General features: G+C 54.6%; 18 protein-coding genes. 4 read left to right on the top strand and 14 right to left on the bottom strand.

The features are described 5' to 3' along the window. The first annotated feature begins 161 nt into the window (after positions 1-161). Complete coding sequence (locus PHU01S_RS06285; protein WP_048746612.1) at positions 162-1631, top strand: aminotransferase class I/II-fold pyridoxal phosphate-dependent enzyme; 1470 nt, start codon at positions 162-164, stop codon at positions 1629-1631. Positions 1632-1694: 63 nt separating this feature from the next. On the opposite strand, the gene PHU01S_RS06280 is transcribed toward PHU01S_RS06285, so the two are convergent. The 4 genes from PHU01S_RS06280 to PHU01S_RS06265 all read right to left on the bottom strand — a co-directional run bounded on the left by PHU01S_RS06280 (position 1695) and on the right by PHU01S_RS06265 (position 3455). Then, complete coding sequence (locus PHU01S_RS06280) at positions 1695-2003, bottom strand: DUF1292 domain-containing protein (protein WP_049867624.1); 309 nt, start codon at positions 2001-2003, stop codon at positions 1695-1697. A 75-nt stretch (positions 2004-2078) separates the two neighbouring features. Beyond that, positions 2079-2639: a stalk domain-containing protein gene (locus tag PHU01S_RS06275; RefSeq protein WP_021877185.1), complete on the bottom strand. Its 561-nt coding sequence runs from the start codon at positions 2637-2639 to the stop codon at positions 2079-2081. Between the two features lie 209 nt (positions 2640-2848). Further along, a complete protein-coding gene (locus tag PHU01S_RS06270) occupies positions 2849-3061 on the bottom strand; it encodes a hypothetical protein (protein ID WP_021877184.1) in 213 nt (70 codons plus the stop codon). Positions 3062-3203: 142 nt separating this feature from the next. After that, positions 3204-3455: a DUF3892 domain-containing protein gene (locus PHU01S_RS06265; protein WP_049867625.1), complete on the bottom strand. Its 252-nt coding sequence runs from the start codon at positions 3453-3455 to the stop codon at positions 3204-3206. A 109-nt stretch (positions 3456-3564) separates the two neighbouring features. Here PHU01S_RS06265 and PHU01S_RS25650 point away from each other — a divergent pair, with 109 nt between their 5' ends. Beyond that, a complete protein-coding gene (locus PHU01S_RS25650; RefSeq protein ID WP_021877182.1) occupies positions 3565-3720 on the top strand; it encodes a hypothetical protein in 156 nt (51 codons plus the stop codon). Positions 3721-3744: 24 nt separating this feature from the next. Here the strand turns inward: PHU01S_RS25650 and PHU01S_RS06260 are convergent, their stop codons facing one another. The 7 genes from PHU01S_RS06260 to PHU01S_RS06235 form a co-directional block, all read right to left on the bottom strand. Continuing rightward, positions 3745-4032 carry a hypothetical protein gene (locus tag PHU01S_RS06260; RefSeq protein ID WP_048743842.1) on the bottom strand — a complete coding sequence of 96 codons (288 nt, stop codon included), beginning with the start codon at positions 4030-4032 and terminating at the stop codon, positions 3745-3747. Between the two features lie 77 nt (positions 4033-4109). Continuing rightward, positions 4110-4277: a hypothetical protein gene (locus tag PHU01S_RS25645; RefSeq protein ID WP_164762997.1), complete on the bottom strand. Its 168-nt coding sequence runs from the start codon at positions 4275-4277 to the stop codon at positions 4110-4112. Positions 4278-4283: 6 nt separating this feature from the next. Next, positions 4284-4565, bottom strand: a complete 282-nt coding sequence (locus PHU01S_RS06255; RefSeq protein WP_127506705.1) for a phage holin family protein — start codon at positions 4563-4565, stop codon at positions 4284-4286. Between the two features lie 140 nt (positions 4566-4705). Next, a complete protein-coding gene (locus tag PHU01S_RS06250) occupies positions 4706-4996 on the bottom strand; it encodes a hypothetical protein (RefSeq protein WP_048743840.1) in 291 nt (96 codons plus the stop codon). Positions 4997-5078: 82 nt separating this feature from the next. Continuing rightward, a complete protein-coding gene (locus PHU01S_RS06245; RefSeq protein WP_164762996.1) occupies positions 5079-5684 on the bottom strand; it encodes a TetR/AcrR family transcriptional regulator in 606 nt (201 codons plus the stop codon). Between the two features lie 64 nt (positions 5685-5748). Further along, positions 5749-6909, bottom strand: coding sequence for a YhgE/Pip domain-containing protein (locus PHU01S_RS06240; protein ID WP_127506701.1), 1161 nt, complete (start codon positions 6907-6909; stop codon positions 5749-5751). A 229-nt stretch (positions 6910-7138) separates the two neighbouring features. Continuing rightward, positions 7139-7561 (bottom strand): hypothetical protein, encoded by a 423-nt coding sequence (locus tag PHU01S_RS06235; protein WP_048743835.1) that lies wholly within the window; start codon positions 7559-7561, stop codon positions 7139-7141. Between the two features lie 162 nt (positions 7562-7723). On the opposite strand from PHU01S_RS06235, the gene PHU01S_RS06230 reads away from it, so the two are divergent. Next, on the top strand, positions 7724-9067 hold the full coding sequence (locus PHU01S_RS06230; protein ID WP_127506699.1) for a cytochrome ubiquinol oxidase subunit I: 1344 nt from the start codon (positions 7724-7726) through the stop codon (positions 9065-9067). Next, on the top strand, positions 9064-10086 hold the full coding sequence (locus tag PHU01S_RS06225; RefSeq protein WP_048743833.1) for a cytochrome d ubiquinol oxidase subunit II: 1023 nt from the start codon (positions 9064-9066) through the stop codon (positions 10084-10086). The genes PHU01S_RS06230 and PHU01S_RS06225 overlap by 4 nt, the downstream gene beginning before the upstream one ends. 79 nt (positions 10087-10165) lie before the next feature. Here PHU01S_RS06225 and PHU01S_RS06220 read toward each other — a convergent pair whose 3' ends face one another. The 3 genes from PHU01S_RS06220 to PHU01S_RS06210 are packed head-to-tail and all read right to left on the bottom strand — an operon-like array spanning position 10166 to position 13654. Then, a complete protein-coding gene (locus PHU01S_RS06220; RefSeq protein WP_164762995.1) occupies positions 10166-11248 on the bottom strand; it encodes a Ger(x)C family spore germination protein in 1083 nt (360 codons plus the stop codon). Beyond that, entirely contained in the window at positions 11245-12315 is a 1071-nt protein-coding gene (locus PHU01S_RS06215) for a GerAB/ArcD/ProY family transporter (protein ID WP_127506696.1), read from the bottom strand. Before PHU01S_RS06215 ends, PHU01S_RS06220 begins: the two co-directional genes overlap by 4 nt. After that, positions 12308-13654, bottom strand: coding sequence for a spore germination protein (locus PHU01S_RS06210; RefSeq protein ID WP_048743826.1), 1347 nt, complete (start codon positions 13652-13654; stop codon positions 12308-12310). The genes PHU01S_RS06215 and PHU01S_RS06210 overlap by 8 nt, the downstream gene beginning before the upstream one ends. Positions 13655-13819: the final 165 nt, after the last annotated feature.

Below are 13819 nucleotides of genomic sequence, written 5' to 3'. Positions count from 1 at the left end.
AATGATCTTTTTCCCGTTCGCGGGCATCTTCAGTTCCAAGCAGCGACGAACCCCTTTCCCGATCTGAGACGGCGAGGGTTTGCATGCTTGCATTCCCCCCCGTACATGCTATACTCATTTTTGTTTGTATACCTGAATCTGAAAGGCTGTGGATCATAGCGATGGACCATACACGCACGCCTCTCTTCAGCGCGCTTCGCCGCCACGCAGAGAACAACCCCCTGCAGTTCCATATTCCCGGGCACAAGAAGGGAGTAGGCACCGATTCCGAATTCCGAGCCTTCATCGGCGACAACGCCTTGTCGATCGATTTGATCAATATAGCTCCCTTGGATGACCTTCACCAGCCGACAGGCGTCATCGAGGAATCCCAAATACTGGCCGCCGATGCATTCGGAGCCGATTATACCTTTTTTTCCGTACAAGGCACAAGCGGCGCCATCATGACGATGATTCTGTCCGTCTGCGCTCCAGGCGACAAGATCATCGTGCCGCGCAATGTCCATAAGTCGATCATGTCGGCCATCATCTTCGCCGGCGCGCGCCCGGTGTTCATATCGCCTGCCCGCGATGCCGAGCTCGGCATCGACCACGGCATCACGACGCGCTCGGTTCGGCGCGCCCTTGAGCGTCACCCGGACGCGAAGGCCGTGCTGGTCATCAACCCGACCTATTTCGGCATCTGCGCCAATCTGAAGGAAATCGTCGATCTCGTCCACAGCTACGACGTACCGGTTCTCGTCGACGAGGCGCATGGCGTCCTGATCCACTTCAACGACAAGCTTCCGATGAGCGCGATGCAGGCCGGAGCGGACATGGCTGCGACGAGCGTGCATAAGCTCGGCGGCTCCATGACCCAGAGCTCCGTGCTGAACATGAAAGCCGGCCGCGTCAATCCCCATCGGGTGCAGACGATCATCAGCATGCTGACCACGACGTCGACTTCCTATATCCTGCTTGCCTCGCTGGATACTTCCCGCCGCAACCTCGCGGTCAACGGCTACGAGATGGCGGACAAGGCCATCGAGCTGGCCCAGAAGGCGCGGGCGGAGATCAACGGAATCGACGGCCTCTATTGCTTCGGCAAGGAGATCCTTGGCGGCGAAGCGACATTCGATTACGATCCGACGAAATTGACCATTCACGTCCGTCATCTCGGCATTACGGGCTACGACGCGGAGAACTGGCTGCGGGACAACTTCAATCTTGAAGTCGAAATGTCGGATATGTACAACATTCTCTGCCTTATTACCCCGGGCGACACCGAAGATACCACCCGCCAGCTGGTCGAAGCGCTGCGCGCCATGGTGGCTCATTATCCGCGCGTCGACGAGGTTCAGGAGCTGGTCGTGAAGATTCCGGAAATCCCGCAGCTGTCCCTGACGCCGCGCGAGGCTTTCTACGGCGAGACGGAGGTCGTTCCGTTCAAGGAATCCGCCGGCCGGATCATCGCCGAATTCATTTATGTCTATCCTCCCGGCATTCCGATCCTGCTTCCGGGAGAAGTCATTTCCCAGTCCAACATCGATTATATCATCGACCATGTGGAAGTCGGGCTTCCGGTAAAAGGCCCCGAGGACCGCAGCATCCAATATGTGAAGGTCATCGTAGAGGAATCCGCGATTTTCTAAGGAAATCAATCCCGCTCCCAAAAGCAAAAGCCCGGCTGGCCGCCGGGCTTTTGCTTTTGCTGCTTATTTGCCTTCGTTCTGTTCCTTGGCGATCTGCTCGTAGATAGCCGTCACGCGCTCCCACTCCGCATCGTCCTCGATGCCGACGAGGAAGGCTTCCTCTTCCTCTTCCTCGATGCGGAAGATGACGCCGTCCTCCTCCGGATCGTTGCGGTCGAGAAGCACGGCATACGCCTGGTTCTCGGATTCGAACGTATATACCATCACCATCTCGCGGTCGTTGCCCTCTTCATCCGTCACGAGAAAGACATGCTCTTCATGGTCATGGTCTTGGCCGCAGCCGCAGTTGTCGTCATGCTGATGCTCGCTCATCGTTATCCCTCACAATTCTGTCTGCCTTAAAGTACCTTCCGTATCGTATCACTTGTCCCGCTCCGGGTCAAACGGCTATCCGGCTGTAATGTTCTTCTCCGACACGACGCTCCAATCATCGTTCGGACTCAGGCGCAGCGCGAAGCGGATCGCATACGTTCCGGAGCTGTCGAAGCTGTATTTGATCTCCTTGGAGAGGTAGAAGAAATTGTCTTTCTTCGTCGCGCTTGTCGCGAGGACCGTCTCCTTGCCGGCAGGATCCATAATCGTGATCCGGAACGAGTCCACCTCCGCCGCTAGGCTGTCCACCTGGGCAAGCAGGCTGAACGAGGTCGTTCCTTTATTTTTGACATAGCCGAACGGACTGTTGTCTTTGTCGAACAGCACCATATGTACGTTGGGCTTGATGATGCTGGCCTTCTTGCTGCTGTCATCCCATACAACGAGAGCCTGCATCTTTTGCGCCACCTGACGCAGCGGCAAGTAAGTCTTGCCGTCCGACATGATTCCCGTCTCTTGGAGCTCGCTGCCGTTGAACATGACTTTCACGGCCTGGGTGGCCGAGTCCGCAAATATCATCGTTCCTCCCCAGAGAGCCATGGCAAGCGTAAGCACAAGGACTTTTTTTCCTTTCATTCGATCCCTCTTCCCGATTGTTCGTTACAGCTTTATACTCAGCCCGCAGGCCAAAGTTGCGCGGGTTTCGAGACTCCCCATGGCGATTCGGGACTATGGTCCCGAATCGCGAACGAAGCCATCGCGGCAAGCGATTACCCGCCTGCCGCAAGCTGTCGCAACATGTAGAACGATGCGCTTCCCCGGGAAATGATCCGTCTATTTCCCGCTCAGCCGTACGTTCGCGTGAGCACGCACGGAACGCCTTTGCCAAGCGCTCCCGGCTGGCGCATCCGGTCCAGGTAGCGCATCCCCCGGCTGCAGGGGGTTTTGCATACGGCGCATGTATCGGACAGCACCAGCTTCATATTGACCTGCCTGCGGTCGCTTGCCGGCACTTTCTTTTTTGCCGCCTTCGATGAGCCGCCCTTGCCTTTGCTCATGATGTCATTCTCCTTCCGGGCGCCCTGGGCGGGCGCTTCCCTGCTATCCTATGCAGGAGCCGGATGGTTGGCTCTCCTGAATCCCTATTCGGACGCAGCAAAAAAGCCGTCCCATAAGGACGGCTTCAATCGAATCGAAACGTCAGAAAAGGGGCAAATTGTCCAGGTTGTTGGTCGGATCCCCATCGGCGTCGCCGCGCAGATAATGGCCTCCGTCCCGCCCTTTGAACACATTCACTCCGGCAAGCCTGCCCTGCCCCGCTTCGGCAATCGCCTCGTCATAAGCGAGGATGCGCCCATTCTCGGTTTTGAACGACGTCAGATCGCCATCCCCGTTTTTTTGGACGGCCACAATCCGTTCCCTCGCCTGCTGTCCGCTGCTGTTGATTTCCATAATTGGACACGTTCCTTTCCGTTAGGTGATCTTCGGCATGCCATCCTAGCTTGCCCAGAGAGGGAGCTCTTTATAAAAGGGTGGCATTCCAAAGAAGGCATAAGGTATCATGGAAGCATGCAGCAGGAAGCTGTCCAACTACGAACGGAGGAAGGAACGCATGGTCGTTGTCTATATTCTATCCGCCTTGATGGTCGTCCTTATGGTATGGCTCCTGCTGGCCGTCACCAAAAAGGCGTACTCCAAAAAATGGGACGAGGAATAAAGATCCTCGTCCCTTTTTCTATCCTCATGACTTCTTCCAATCGCGTCCCCGGTCATGGGCATGAGGCGCAGCAAGCCGAGGCCTGTCCTCGTCTCCGTAGATCGAGGCCCGTACGGAATCGGGATACAGCGAGGCCCTTACGGAAGTAGCAAGAGGATCAAGCTCTTCCGCGGCGGATCGGCTGCCTCCGGCATCTTCTCCTGCGTGATGGATTCCGCTGCAGCCTGCCGATGCGGCCAAAAGCAGCGCGGCGGCAAGCTGCATGAGCAGCTTCTTCCCTATTTGTCCCCTGCGATATGTCCTCGTTGCCATGTCCAGCCTCCTCGGTATTTCCTTCCTATAAGGAAAGTATGCACCGGGAATGGAGGCTTCAACCGCTGTCCTCCGCTTTACTTGTCCTCCCTCGGAGGTCCGTCCAGCTTGCGCTGCCAGACATAGACCTCATCATAACGGGTGGAATCATGGCGGATGAGCCTGGCGAGCGGAACGACCGCAGCCGTGATCAGCGCCCCCAGGCCAAGCAGCCATACCGCCAGGTGAGCCGTCCAGATGGCCATCTCCCCTCACTCCTTTCCCGAAACGGATTGAACCGCTTCCCGCGTCTGCTTGAACAGCTGATGGCCGTATATCGCCATGGCGCCAGCGACAAGCCCTTCCAGGGCATTATGCAGCGTCCAGCCCTGCAAAGCCATCGCCAGAACGACGGCAAGCGCAGTCACGACGTAAACGATCGTCCAGTCGGGGATTTGCGGCGTCCCCTTGAGAATCATGCCGATGACCCAGCATGCGGCAACGACGATGGCCAAGCCCGGGTCTAGAACCTCCGACAGCGAATCCAACGACATGGCGGTCACCCCCTATTTCTTCGACAAGCTACTATATGAAGCGGTGAGCCTCTTCATGACTTCGAATTGAAGCGGAACAAGCACAAAAAAAGCCAGCCGCTGGCATGCGGCTGGCTTGATCGATATTCTAGGCGCCTCGCTTAACGGCGGTCCGCCGCCCGCAGCGCTGCGGCGATTCCGCTCCAGAACTCGGTTGTGCGCTGAATATTGGCCGGGTTGTCCCCGGACTGCGCGGCTGCGGGCCCGAATTCGGCCATGAACCAGTCCGGAGCCGCCAGCATGGCGGCCAAGGCATCAAGCTTCTCGTTTTGGGAGCGGATGACAGCGGCCTGCTCCAGGCTGATGCGGCGCAGCGAGTCCCTGCTATGTTCAAGCTCGACAACTTTAAGCTGCAGATGCTGCAGCGCATGGCGATCATCTGTACTCATCATCTCTCTCAACCTCCTGTCAAGTATTAATAAACAGGAGGCAGGACCTAGAAGCATGCTTCAAAATCCCGGCCCAGAACCCGTGTCACGGGCAGGAACGATTGGGATCGTAGTCGAGTCCTCTGAATATGAACCTCGTCATATCCTCCACCAACGCTTCCCTTTCTTCTGTCCCGTACGAAATCAGGTCCTTCCAATAAGGGGATGAGCTGTTGTTCAGAAGCAGCGCCTGCACGCAGCTGAGCGCCGTATCCAGAGAACGGTAACGGAACAAGCCTTGCCTGCCGCCTTCTTCGATGAAGGTGCGAAGGTTTCTCCAGATCGGCATGCTCCATTCCCGGATCAGTTGGCTCCGCTCGCTTTCCGTCCATTTCTCGATCTGGATGATGCGGGAAATATCCGGATTGTCCAGCCTGTGCGCGATCATCTCGCGGATGAAGGTCCTCAGGCCTTCATCGGGCGCCTGATGAGGCTGCGAGAGCAAGGAAGCGAGCGCCGGAGACATCTCCAGGCTCCGGAACACTTCCTCGAACATCGCTTCCTTTCCACCGAAATAATAAGATACGAGAGCCGGGTTCGCCCCTGCGCCTTCGCAGATCTGACGGACGGATGTCCCTTCATAGCCTTGCCTGGCGAACAGGCAGCGGGCGGAGGCAAGCAGCCTTTCCCGGATAGACGTCTCCTCGCTCACGGCTCTCATCTCCTCTTAGGCTTGATTCTTCATCGAAGCTGCTGCCGATGCCGGCTCCGCCGCCTTATGAAGCGGTCGCCGGCGATGCTTCGGCTTGACGCGCTGTTTCCTTGCGCACAGCGACTCCCGCTGCGCTGATGACGATTGCGGCGGCGCCGATCGCGACGAGCAGCCACGAAGCCTTGCCGGTTCCCGCGCCGCCGAACAGCAGGTTCATGCAGCCCTGTACCGCATAGGTTGCCGGCAGGAAATCGCCGAGACGGCTGTAGAAGCCGGACAGCAGCTCGCGCGGAACCATGGCGCCGGACGTGACGAGCTGCACGGACAACAGCAGGATATTGAACAGCATGCCGGGCATTCCCAGCACGACCAGGAACATCTGGGATACGAACATGAAGACGGCGACGAACAATGCCTGGAAGCCCCACTGTGCCAGGAAGCCGTGGCCATGCTGGCCTCCGAGAGAGAACAGCATGATCGTTCCGATCAGGGATACGAGAATCGCGGCTGCGAAATTGAGAGCGAATCGGGATTGCAGACGGTGCCATTTGCCCATTCCCTCCCTGCGCAGCATCATCGATGCCTGCTCGAAGTTCATGCCCATGATCATCGCTCCGACGTAAGAAGCCAGGACGAGCATCATCGGAACCATCTGGTTGTTCATGCCTTTGACCGGATTGACCGATTGGATGTCGGCGACAACCCGCTGCCCCAGCCCGGCCGCTGCGGTTTTCGCCAGCTCCCCAGGCGCATTCAGCTGCTCAAGCAGGCCGGCAGTTCCCATTTGAACGGCCTGTCCATTGACTGCTCCTGCAATTCCGCCTGCCGCCGAGGTCATGATGCTTTTGATGAGAGCGGGGTTCGATTCGTTGACCGTAAATTTCAGCTCGGCCTTGTCCTGAAGCGAGGTCGCTTTTTTGGTGAAGTCGGGGGGAATGGTGACCAGCATCTGCAGTTCGCGGGCGTTAAGCCGCTCCATGCCCTCTTCGGCCGATCCCAGCGAGATCAGATGGAAGGTCGACTGGGCTTCCAGCGACTCGACCACTTTGGCGCCGAGGCCGCTGTCCTCGTTGACGATGCCGACGCTGAGATTGCCTGCCCGGTCATTGACGCCCTTGTAAGCCGTCATCCAGATGCTCGAGAAAATGACCTGGAACAAAACAGCCGTCACGATTCCGACGATCGTCATCGGCTTTCTTAAAAACAGAGTGATCCCTCTCCACATGCCTATATGCCCTCCCAGGCTATCTGTATTTAAACACTTGTTTAAAACAAATGTTTAAACGAAGTTTATCTCCTTTATCTTTAAGTTGTCAATAAATTTTCAAGCCGCTTCAATTAAAGCGGTTTCGGCGGGCATGAAAAAAAGGCGCCTCCCCCTGGCTTCCTCATGATGGAAGTCTGGTTCAGGCGCCCCTTCGGCGTGCTGTGTTTGGCTGGCGGCGTGGACGAGATTAGTCGCTGACGAGGATGCCCTGGAAGCTTTCGGGGCCGACGCGCACCGTGCCGAGCAGGTTGGAGGAGACAAATGCGGTGTACGTGAGCTGGGGTGTAATGGGAGGGAGATAATCCGCAGCCGTGAAGGTGATGATTTGCGGAGCGAGAACGGTAAGCTCGAATGTGGAAGTGGCGGAAAAGATGACCGGATCCGTGATCGCGGTTCCGCGTACAACCGTAATCGTAATTCCGACAAGCGCGAGCGGCAGCGTGACGGTCATCGTTCCCGTGAAGATGGCCCGCGGGTTGGCGCCCGCGCCCGCAGTGATCAATCCCAGCTGCGCCCACAGCTGAGGGGTGTTCAGAACCGTGATCGGAATGGCGATCGAACCGGCGGTGCTGGCGTTCTGGGATGTTCGTGCATCAAGGAAAGTAGACATGTTCGTGCACCTCCTTTCTCCGGCGAAGAATACTATACTATATTCGCAGATTGATAGATTGTGAGAGGGAATGCGCCTTTTAATGGAAGAGACGGAGGCTTACATAATCATGGGTGCTTCTGCCAATAATACCCGCATCAATTTGAAAAGGGAGTTTTTGGTATGGATCATGTTCAGCTCGCCCGTTCTCTATTCGGCTCTTCCATGGCCTTCCACATCATCTTTGCGACGCTCGGCGTCGGCCTTCCCCTGATGATCATCGCGGCGGAGGTGCTGTTCCAGCTCCGCAAGGATTCGGACTACGCCACCATGGCCCGCAGATGGACCAAAGGTTTTGCCATCCTGCTCGGCGTCGCGATCCCTTCGGGAACGATTGTCGGCGTCATGCTCGCCCTGCTCTGGCCCGGCTTCATGAAAATCGTGGGGCAAGTGATTTCGCTGCCTTTCCAGATCGAGATCTGGGCCTTCTTCCTGGAAGCCCTGTTCATGTCCATATACGTTTATGCCGCAGACAGGCTGAGTCCATGGATGAGAATCGTCAGCGTTGTTTTCGTGGCTGTCGGAGCTACGGGCTCCGCCGTCCTCATCACCGATGCGCATGCCTGGATGAATACGCCGCGAGGATTCACGATTGCAGACGGCAAAATTACGAATGTGCATCCGTGGGCGGCGGTTTTCAACCCCAGCTTTTTCAACACGGCGCTCCATGTTTCCTTATCCGGCTACATGACAGGCGCATTCGCGATCGCTTCGATCGCAGCCTGGAAGCTGCTCTCCCGGAACCGGGAGCCGCGCGAGACGGCTTATCACCGCAAAGGCCTCATGCTTGCACTCGTCATCGGCGGCGTGATGTCGCTTGCCACCGCCTTGAACGGCCATAGTACGGCTCAAATGCTTCATCAATACGAGCCAGAGAAGCTGGCCGCAGCGGAGGGGCTGTTCGAAACGCAGGCTTATGCCCCTCTCGCCATCGGAGGAATCGTCGACAAGGAAAGCAGAGAGATCAAAGGCGCCATCGAGATTCCCGGAGCGCTGAGCTTTTTGGCCGGCAACCGCTTCGATACGGTCGTCAAAGGCTTGAATGAGTTCCCGGTGGAAAATTGGCCGCCGCTATTCGTGCATACCCTATTCAATCTGATGGTCATGCTCGGATCGTTGCTGATCGTTATTTCCTTCGGGGCGCTGTTCTACCGCTGGAGAAAAAAACGCCCTCTCCCCGGCTGGATGCTGAGGGTGCTCGTCCTGACCGGGCCGATGTCTCTGATCGGCATCGAGACCGGCTGGATCTTCAGCTGCAGCGCCCGGCAGCCATGGACGATCTACCATATCCAGCGCACGGCCGAAGCCGCAACCGCGTCGCAGAATCTCGGAACGCTGTTCATCCTCTTCATCGGACTGTATGTGATGCTGATGTGCATCACCATCCTGGTGCTGTGGTCTTATTTCAAGCGCAATCCGGTCCATGCCGAGCTGACGGTCAAGCATATGGGGCATAGCGGCCGATGAGCGATTCCAGCCTGGGCATCCTGCTGATCTGGATATTCGTATTCGCGTATTCCATACTCGGCTCGATCGATTTCGGCGCCGGCTTCTGGTCGATGGTGTTTGCCGGCCGGCAAGGGAGCACGGCGGCGGATATCGCCAACCGCTACCTGTCCCCGACCTGGAAGGTCACCAACGTCTTTCTCGTCCTGCTCGTCGTCGCCTTCGTCGGTTTTTTCCCGTTCGCGATGCCGATGCTCAGCTCCCTGCTCGTCGTGCCGGTCTGTCTCGTGCTGCTGCTGCTTGCGCTGCGGAGCACCTTCATGGTCTACTCGCAAATGTCGGCCAAATATGTGGCCCAGCTTCGGATCGTCTCGGGGGTGACGGGCCTGCTCATTCCCGGCCTGCTCATTACCGTGCTTCCGGTTACCCTTGGAGGGTTCGTGGAGCTCCGGGAAGGCCATCTTCAGGTTCTTGCCGACAAGCTGCTGACCAGCCGTACCCTCTATGCCCATCTCGGCTTCGGGATCGCGAGCGAGCTGTTCCTGTCCGCCGTATTTCTGGCCGATTACGCCCGGGAATCGGAAGACCGCCAAGCGTACGGCATCTACCGCAATATTGCGATGACCATCGGCCCGTTGACTCTCCTGACCGGCATGCTGGCCGCTGTCGCCATGAATCCGGAAGCCCAGTGGATTGTCGAGAGAATGAAGGAGCAGTGGATCTGGTTCGCGTTGTCCGCGCTGTTCTTCGTCGCCGGGTACAGCGCTTTATGGTGGAAAGGAAGAGGCGGCTGGACGGGTGTTCCCCGCGCTGCCGTCGTGCTGGTCATCATCCAATACGCCATGGCCAGCTTCGGCTACGGCAGCGCCCATCTTCCTTATCTGATCTACCCGCATATGACGGTGGAGCAGGGCTTCACGAACCACGCCATGTTCGTGTCGCTGCTGGCAGGCTACAGCGTGAGCACACTGGTTCTCGTCCCGGTGTTCATCTGGTTCTGGCTGCTGTTCCTCAAGGACAAGCGTTACTTGAAGCCTTGAGAAGGAAGGCATGGAAAAAGAGGCTTGCGGCTGCAAGCCTCTTTCCTGATGAGCCTTTGATTCATAAGATGCTGCACTTCTACCGAATGAAGGTCTGATCAAGATGAGCTTCATCTTTGATCAAGATTTCGTTGATGACGTTCACACGAACATTGATTTTCTGCTCCAGCTTTGGAAACCATTTTGATTTCCAATTCTTGATCTGCTCTTCAGTCAACTGCGGACGATACATAACCCCGATGCCTAGAACATCCGACCGGTAGCCTTTTATTTTTTTTAGGGTCATTTCAAAGTTCCGATTCAGTTGATCCCTGACCTCTTTCTCAATTTGCACATTGCTTTTACCGCTCGGGCTTTCAGCAATGACCACATCGAGCGTAATATCCGTTGCCAGCGATGGCCCTTTATCCGACCAATGGCGATGATGCTTTATTTTGGATTGTTTGATCAGAACGCTCGTATTCTCCGCAATCTCGATCGTTCCGCCGGAATAGTTTCCTTTGAATAAATTGTACAGAAACGTCTCTTCCCGGTTCAGCTTTCCGACCATGCGGTCCTCCCGCATGACAGCCGTTCCTTTAAAGGCGTAGATGGTGCGCTCGCCATTCTGAAGAAGCGGTACGGCCATATCTTCGGAATAGGAATTCTGGCTGCGATAGGCTTCCCATATGGTTACCAGCGATTGATTTGGCGTCCATCCTGCTTCTTTGCTGAAAAAATCATAGGTCGATATTTCAGGTGTCGGCGAAATGACGTGATAAAGCGTCTTGTCAAAATCTGCATCCACAATCGCGATCATTCCTTTTATGGAAATATCGTTTGCTCTTACGGCATAATCGATAATATCCCGAATTCCATCGTCGACAACCTTCCGATCAAACAACATCAGCCTTAAATGCACCAAATTAATGCTTTTTTCGGAATCGGTGCGAATGAGGTCGATCGCTTTGCTGATGGATTTCGCCTCCTTTTCCAAAAACTGAATTTTTCCGGCCGCATCGGGGATTTCCAGAATAATCTTATATTTTTCCTTGCTTCCCTTCCCGATTCCCATAACGACAGGAAGATAAGCCTTATTGATATCTTTCATATCCCAACATCCTTCCAGCAAAACCATCATCCCCATGATGACGGCAATGATCTTCACCCTGAAGCTTTTCACGCGCGAACCTCCTTTCTGCGCCACTTTGTCGACAGGTAAACGATGATTGGAAAACCTATGGTGGAATACAAGCATAAGCAGGAGTTGATGTACAGAAATTTATCGAGAGCTTTTGCATTTGGGATCCACTGGCAAGCGGCATACAGAAACAGGCATACAACGGCCAGGATCCATCGGTTTTTCGCCTTAGGCAAATAGAGCTGTTTCAGCATAGTCATCAGCATCGAGAGCAAAACAGCGACCTTTATTAATCCCAGTCCGCTGGAAGACACGACATAAAAACTCGGAAGCCAGTCAAAAACGACCCATTCCAAATCGACGGTATCCGAAGCCATGAGCATCGGATATTGAAAATGAATCGCCGTTTCCTGTCCGAAAATGAGCAAAGGGACGTAGACGGCGGTCAGCGCAAACAGGAAGATAACTCCGACCAGCGCAGCAGCAGTGCCAAAACGGATCCTCAAATGGGACGGAGTCATGCCAAGAAACAGAAAACCCGCGAAAATAACAGTCCCCACATAAAAATCCGGCCGCCACAGGAAAGAAAACTGGCTATCCCAGACCGGAAAAATATAGCGGACATTAAAATTGCCTATGCTGATCAGCATGGAGAAAAGAATGAAAGGCATGAACAAAATAAACCATCCCATACTCGCCCGGATCATTACGCTGAGTCCCTTCCAGGCTCCGTAGAAACAGAGGGCGACAAAAATGGCCGATGTAGCGTATGTAGGTGTTTTCGGGAGCAGAACGGTTCGGATCTCTACAGACAGGTAATAAGTCAGCAGGACTACTTCCAGGAATAAAAAAACCAACAGCGGGAGCACGATTAGCCTGGCCCCCCATTTTCCGGCTGCATCCGAGCAAAGATCCAGGATCGTTTTCCCAGGAAATTTGGACAGGGCCTTCAGGTAGAGCCTCACGACAAGCAGCTCAACCAAAAAAATGATCGCAACCGGCATCCAGTGTCCTTTGGAGGCGGAAACCATCATTCGCTCGGGAAAAATGGCGAATATGGAAGCCAAATGCAGCAGGAAGAAAAGGATGATCGTCGGGAATTTATTCATCAGCCGTCTTTCCCTTCACACTCCAGCTCAAGTAAGGCACCGTACAGGTCGTCAACGACGCGAAGTAAAGAATGACCCAAACTAGGGCAGCCTCTAGACCCCAAATGCCGAAAATGGAACTGACCACCAGCACCACATATTTGTACAGCCTTACTCCGACCGCATTCATGTAGCTCGTCAAGGCAAAATTCGAAATGGCAGACGCCACCAAAATAATAATAAGCAGATTGCTGACCAGCTTGGCCTGTACGATCGCCTGTCCCAGCAGGATGCCGCCGATCATCGTTATGGTCGGACCAATGTTTTTGGGCAGCCGTATGGTCGCTTCTACGATCAACTCCAGCAGCAATAAAACCAGCAGCGCTTCAATGAGCGATGGATACGGTACGCCCTCCCTGCTCTTGGCTACGGTGATGGCCAGCTGGATGCGGAGAAGCTCTGGGTTCACGGAGTTGAGAACAACATATAAGCCTGGAAGCGTGACGGATAACAATAAGGATGCGCCGCGAATGGTTCGGAGAAACTGTTGAAACAGAAGCGGGTATTGGACATCCAGGGTGGTGGACCACAAATCAGAGACGATTGCTGGAAATGCGAAAGCAAAGGAAAATTGGTCCATTAAAATAACCACTTTTCCATTGAGCAGATTTTGCACCGTCTCCTCGGGCAACTCGGAGGAAATATAGGTTGGAATAAGAGTGAATTTAGGATGCCCCAAAATTTGGGTCAAGTCCCGTACGGTGGTAAGCTCATGATGGGCATTTTCCTCCAGCTTTTTCTCCACCGATTCAATTACTTCCGGAAGCGTTGTTCCTTTTAAATACACAAGGGCGATTTTCTTTATCGATTGGCTGCCGACGGATCGAGTTTCGATCACCAATTGGTCCGAAATCATTTTTTTTCGGATCAGCCCGATATTGGTATCCAGATCTTCCGTAAAGGCATCAAATGCCGACTGCAGGGGATTTTCGCTGTTGGGACTCATGACCGGCCTGGAGAGTTCCGCATGTTCAGGTTCAATAACGGCGACAAATCCCTCTTGGCCAAGAAGGATAAGCTTTCCTCGCAGCAAATGATTGTACAACTCATTCAACGAGACGGGAGCATCGACTTCCATTGAATGAATGGAATTCCATTTCAAGTCATTCTTTCTATCGATGCCGATCTGATTTAGAATCGACAGCGTCTTCGGAAGGTTGACTAGAGTACGGAAATAATAGGCTTTGAATTTCTCTCCTGCAATGACAACGTGCTTGCAAAGAAAATCCGATCTTTGATGAAAACGCTCCTGCAGCCCGCTCTCCAAGCTTTGAACAATTTCCGGATCAAAATGCTGCAAAATTTACCACCTCTTTGGAGGTATTATGCCGGTTTTCCAACTTCTTTATGCAATTGGCTCTTGCTTTTCCTGTGCGTATGAAGCGCGGACGGTTAAAGGGCATGAAGGTCTCGGAGACATCAGAAAAAAATGTACAATCGAGGATGTGCTCATGCTTCAAGAATA

The sequence above is a fragment of the Paenibacillus humicus NBRC 102415 genome, from assembly GCF_004000905.1.
GTDB classification, from domain to species: domain Bacteria; phylum Bacillota; class Bacilli; order Paenibacillales; family Paenibacillaceae; genus Paenibacillus_O; species Paenibacillus_O humicus.
This window is presented reverse-complemented; position numbering and strand designations above follow the sequence as displayed.

Bases quoted from the DNA above. Each gene is read 5' to 3' on its own strand.
- PHU01S_RS06285 (WP_048746612.1), top strand. From the start codon at position 162: ATGGACCATACACGCACGCCTCTCTTCAGCGCGCTTCGCCGCCACGCA.
- PHU01S_RS06255 (WP_127506705.1), bottom strand. From the start codon at position 4,565: ATGTCGTTGGATTCGCTGTCGGAGGTTCTAGACCCGGGCTTGGCCATC.
- PHU01S_RS06215 (WP_127506696.1), bottom strand. From the start codon at position 12,315: ATGAATAAATTCCCGACGATCATCCTTTTCTTCCTGCTGCATTTGGCT.
- PHU01S_RS06265 (WP_049867625.1), bottom strand. From the start codon at position 3,455: ATGGAAATCAACAGCAGCGGACAGCAGGCGAGGGAACGGATTGTGGCC.
- PHU01S_RS06225 (WP_048743833.1), top strand. From the start codon at position 9,064: ATGAGCGATTCCAGCCTGGGCATCCTGCTGATCTGGATATTCGTATTC.
- PHU01S_RS06270 (WP_021877184.1), bottom strand. From the start codon at position 3,061: ATGAGCAAAGGCAAGGGCGGCTCATCGAAGGCGGCAAAAAAGAAAGTG.
- PHU01S_RS06260 (WP_048743842.1), bottom strand. From the start codon at position 4,032: ATGGCAACGAGGACATATCGCAGGGGACAAATAGGGAAGAAGCTGCTC.
- PHU01S_RS06235 (WP_048743835.1), bottom strand. From the start codon at position 7,561: ATGTCTACTTTCCTTGATGCACGAACATCCCAGAACGCCAGCACCGCC.
- PHU01S_RS25650 (WP_021877182.1), top strand. From the start codon at position 3,565: ATGGAAGCATGCAGCAGGAAGCTGTCCAACTACGAACGGAGGAAGGAA.
- PHU01S_RS25645 (WP_164762997.1), bottom strand. From the start codon at position 4,277: ATGGCCATCTGGACGGCTCACCTGGCGGTATGGCTGCTTGGCCTGGGG.
- PHU01S_RS06280 (WP_049867624.1), bottom strand. From the start codon at position 2,003: ATGAGCGAGCATCAGCATGACGACAACTGCGGCTGCGGCCAAGACCAT.
- PHU01S_RS06250 (WP_048743840.1), bottom strand. From the start codon at position 4,996: ATGATGAGTACAGATGATCGCCATGCGCTGCAGCATCTGCAGCTTAAA.
- PHU01S_RS06230 (WP_127506699.1), top strand. From the start codon at position 7,724: ATGGATCATGTTCAGCTCGCCCGTTCTCTATTCGGCTCTTCCATGGCC.
- PHU01S_RS06240 (WP_127506701.1), bottom strand. From the start codon at position 6,909: ATGTGGAGAGGGATCACTCTGTTTTTAAGAAAGCCGATGACGATCGTC.
- PHU01S_RS06275 (WP_021877185.1), bottom strand. From the start codon at position 2,639: ATGAAAGGAAAAAAAGTCCTTGTGCTTACGCTTGCCATGGCTCTCTGG.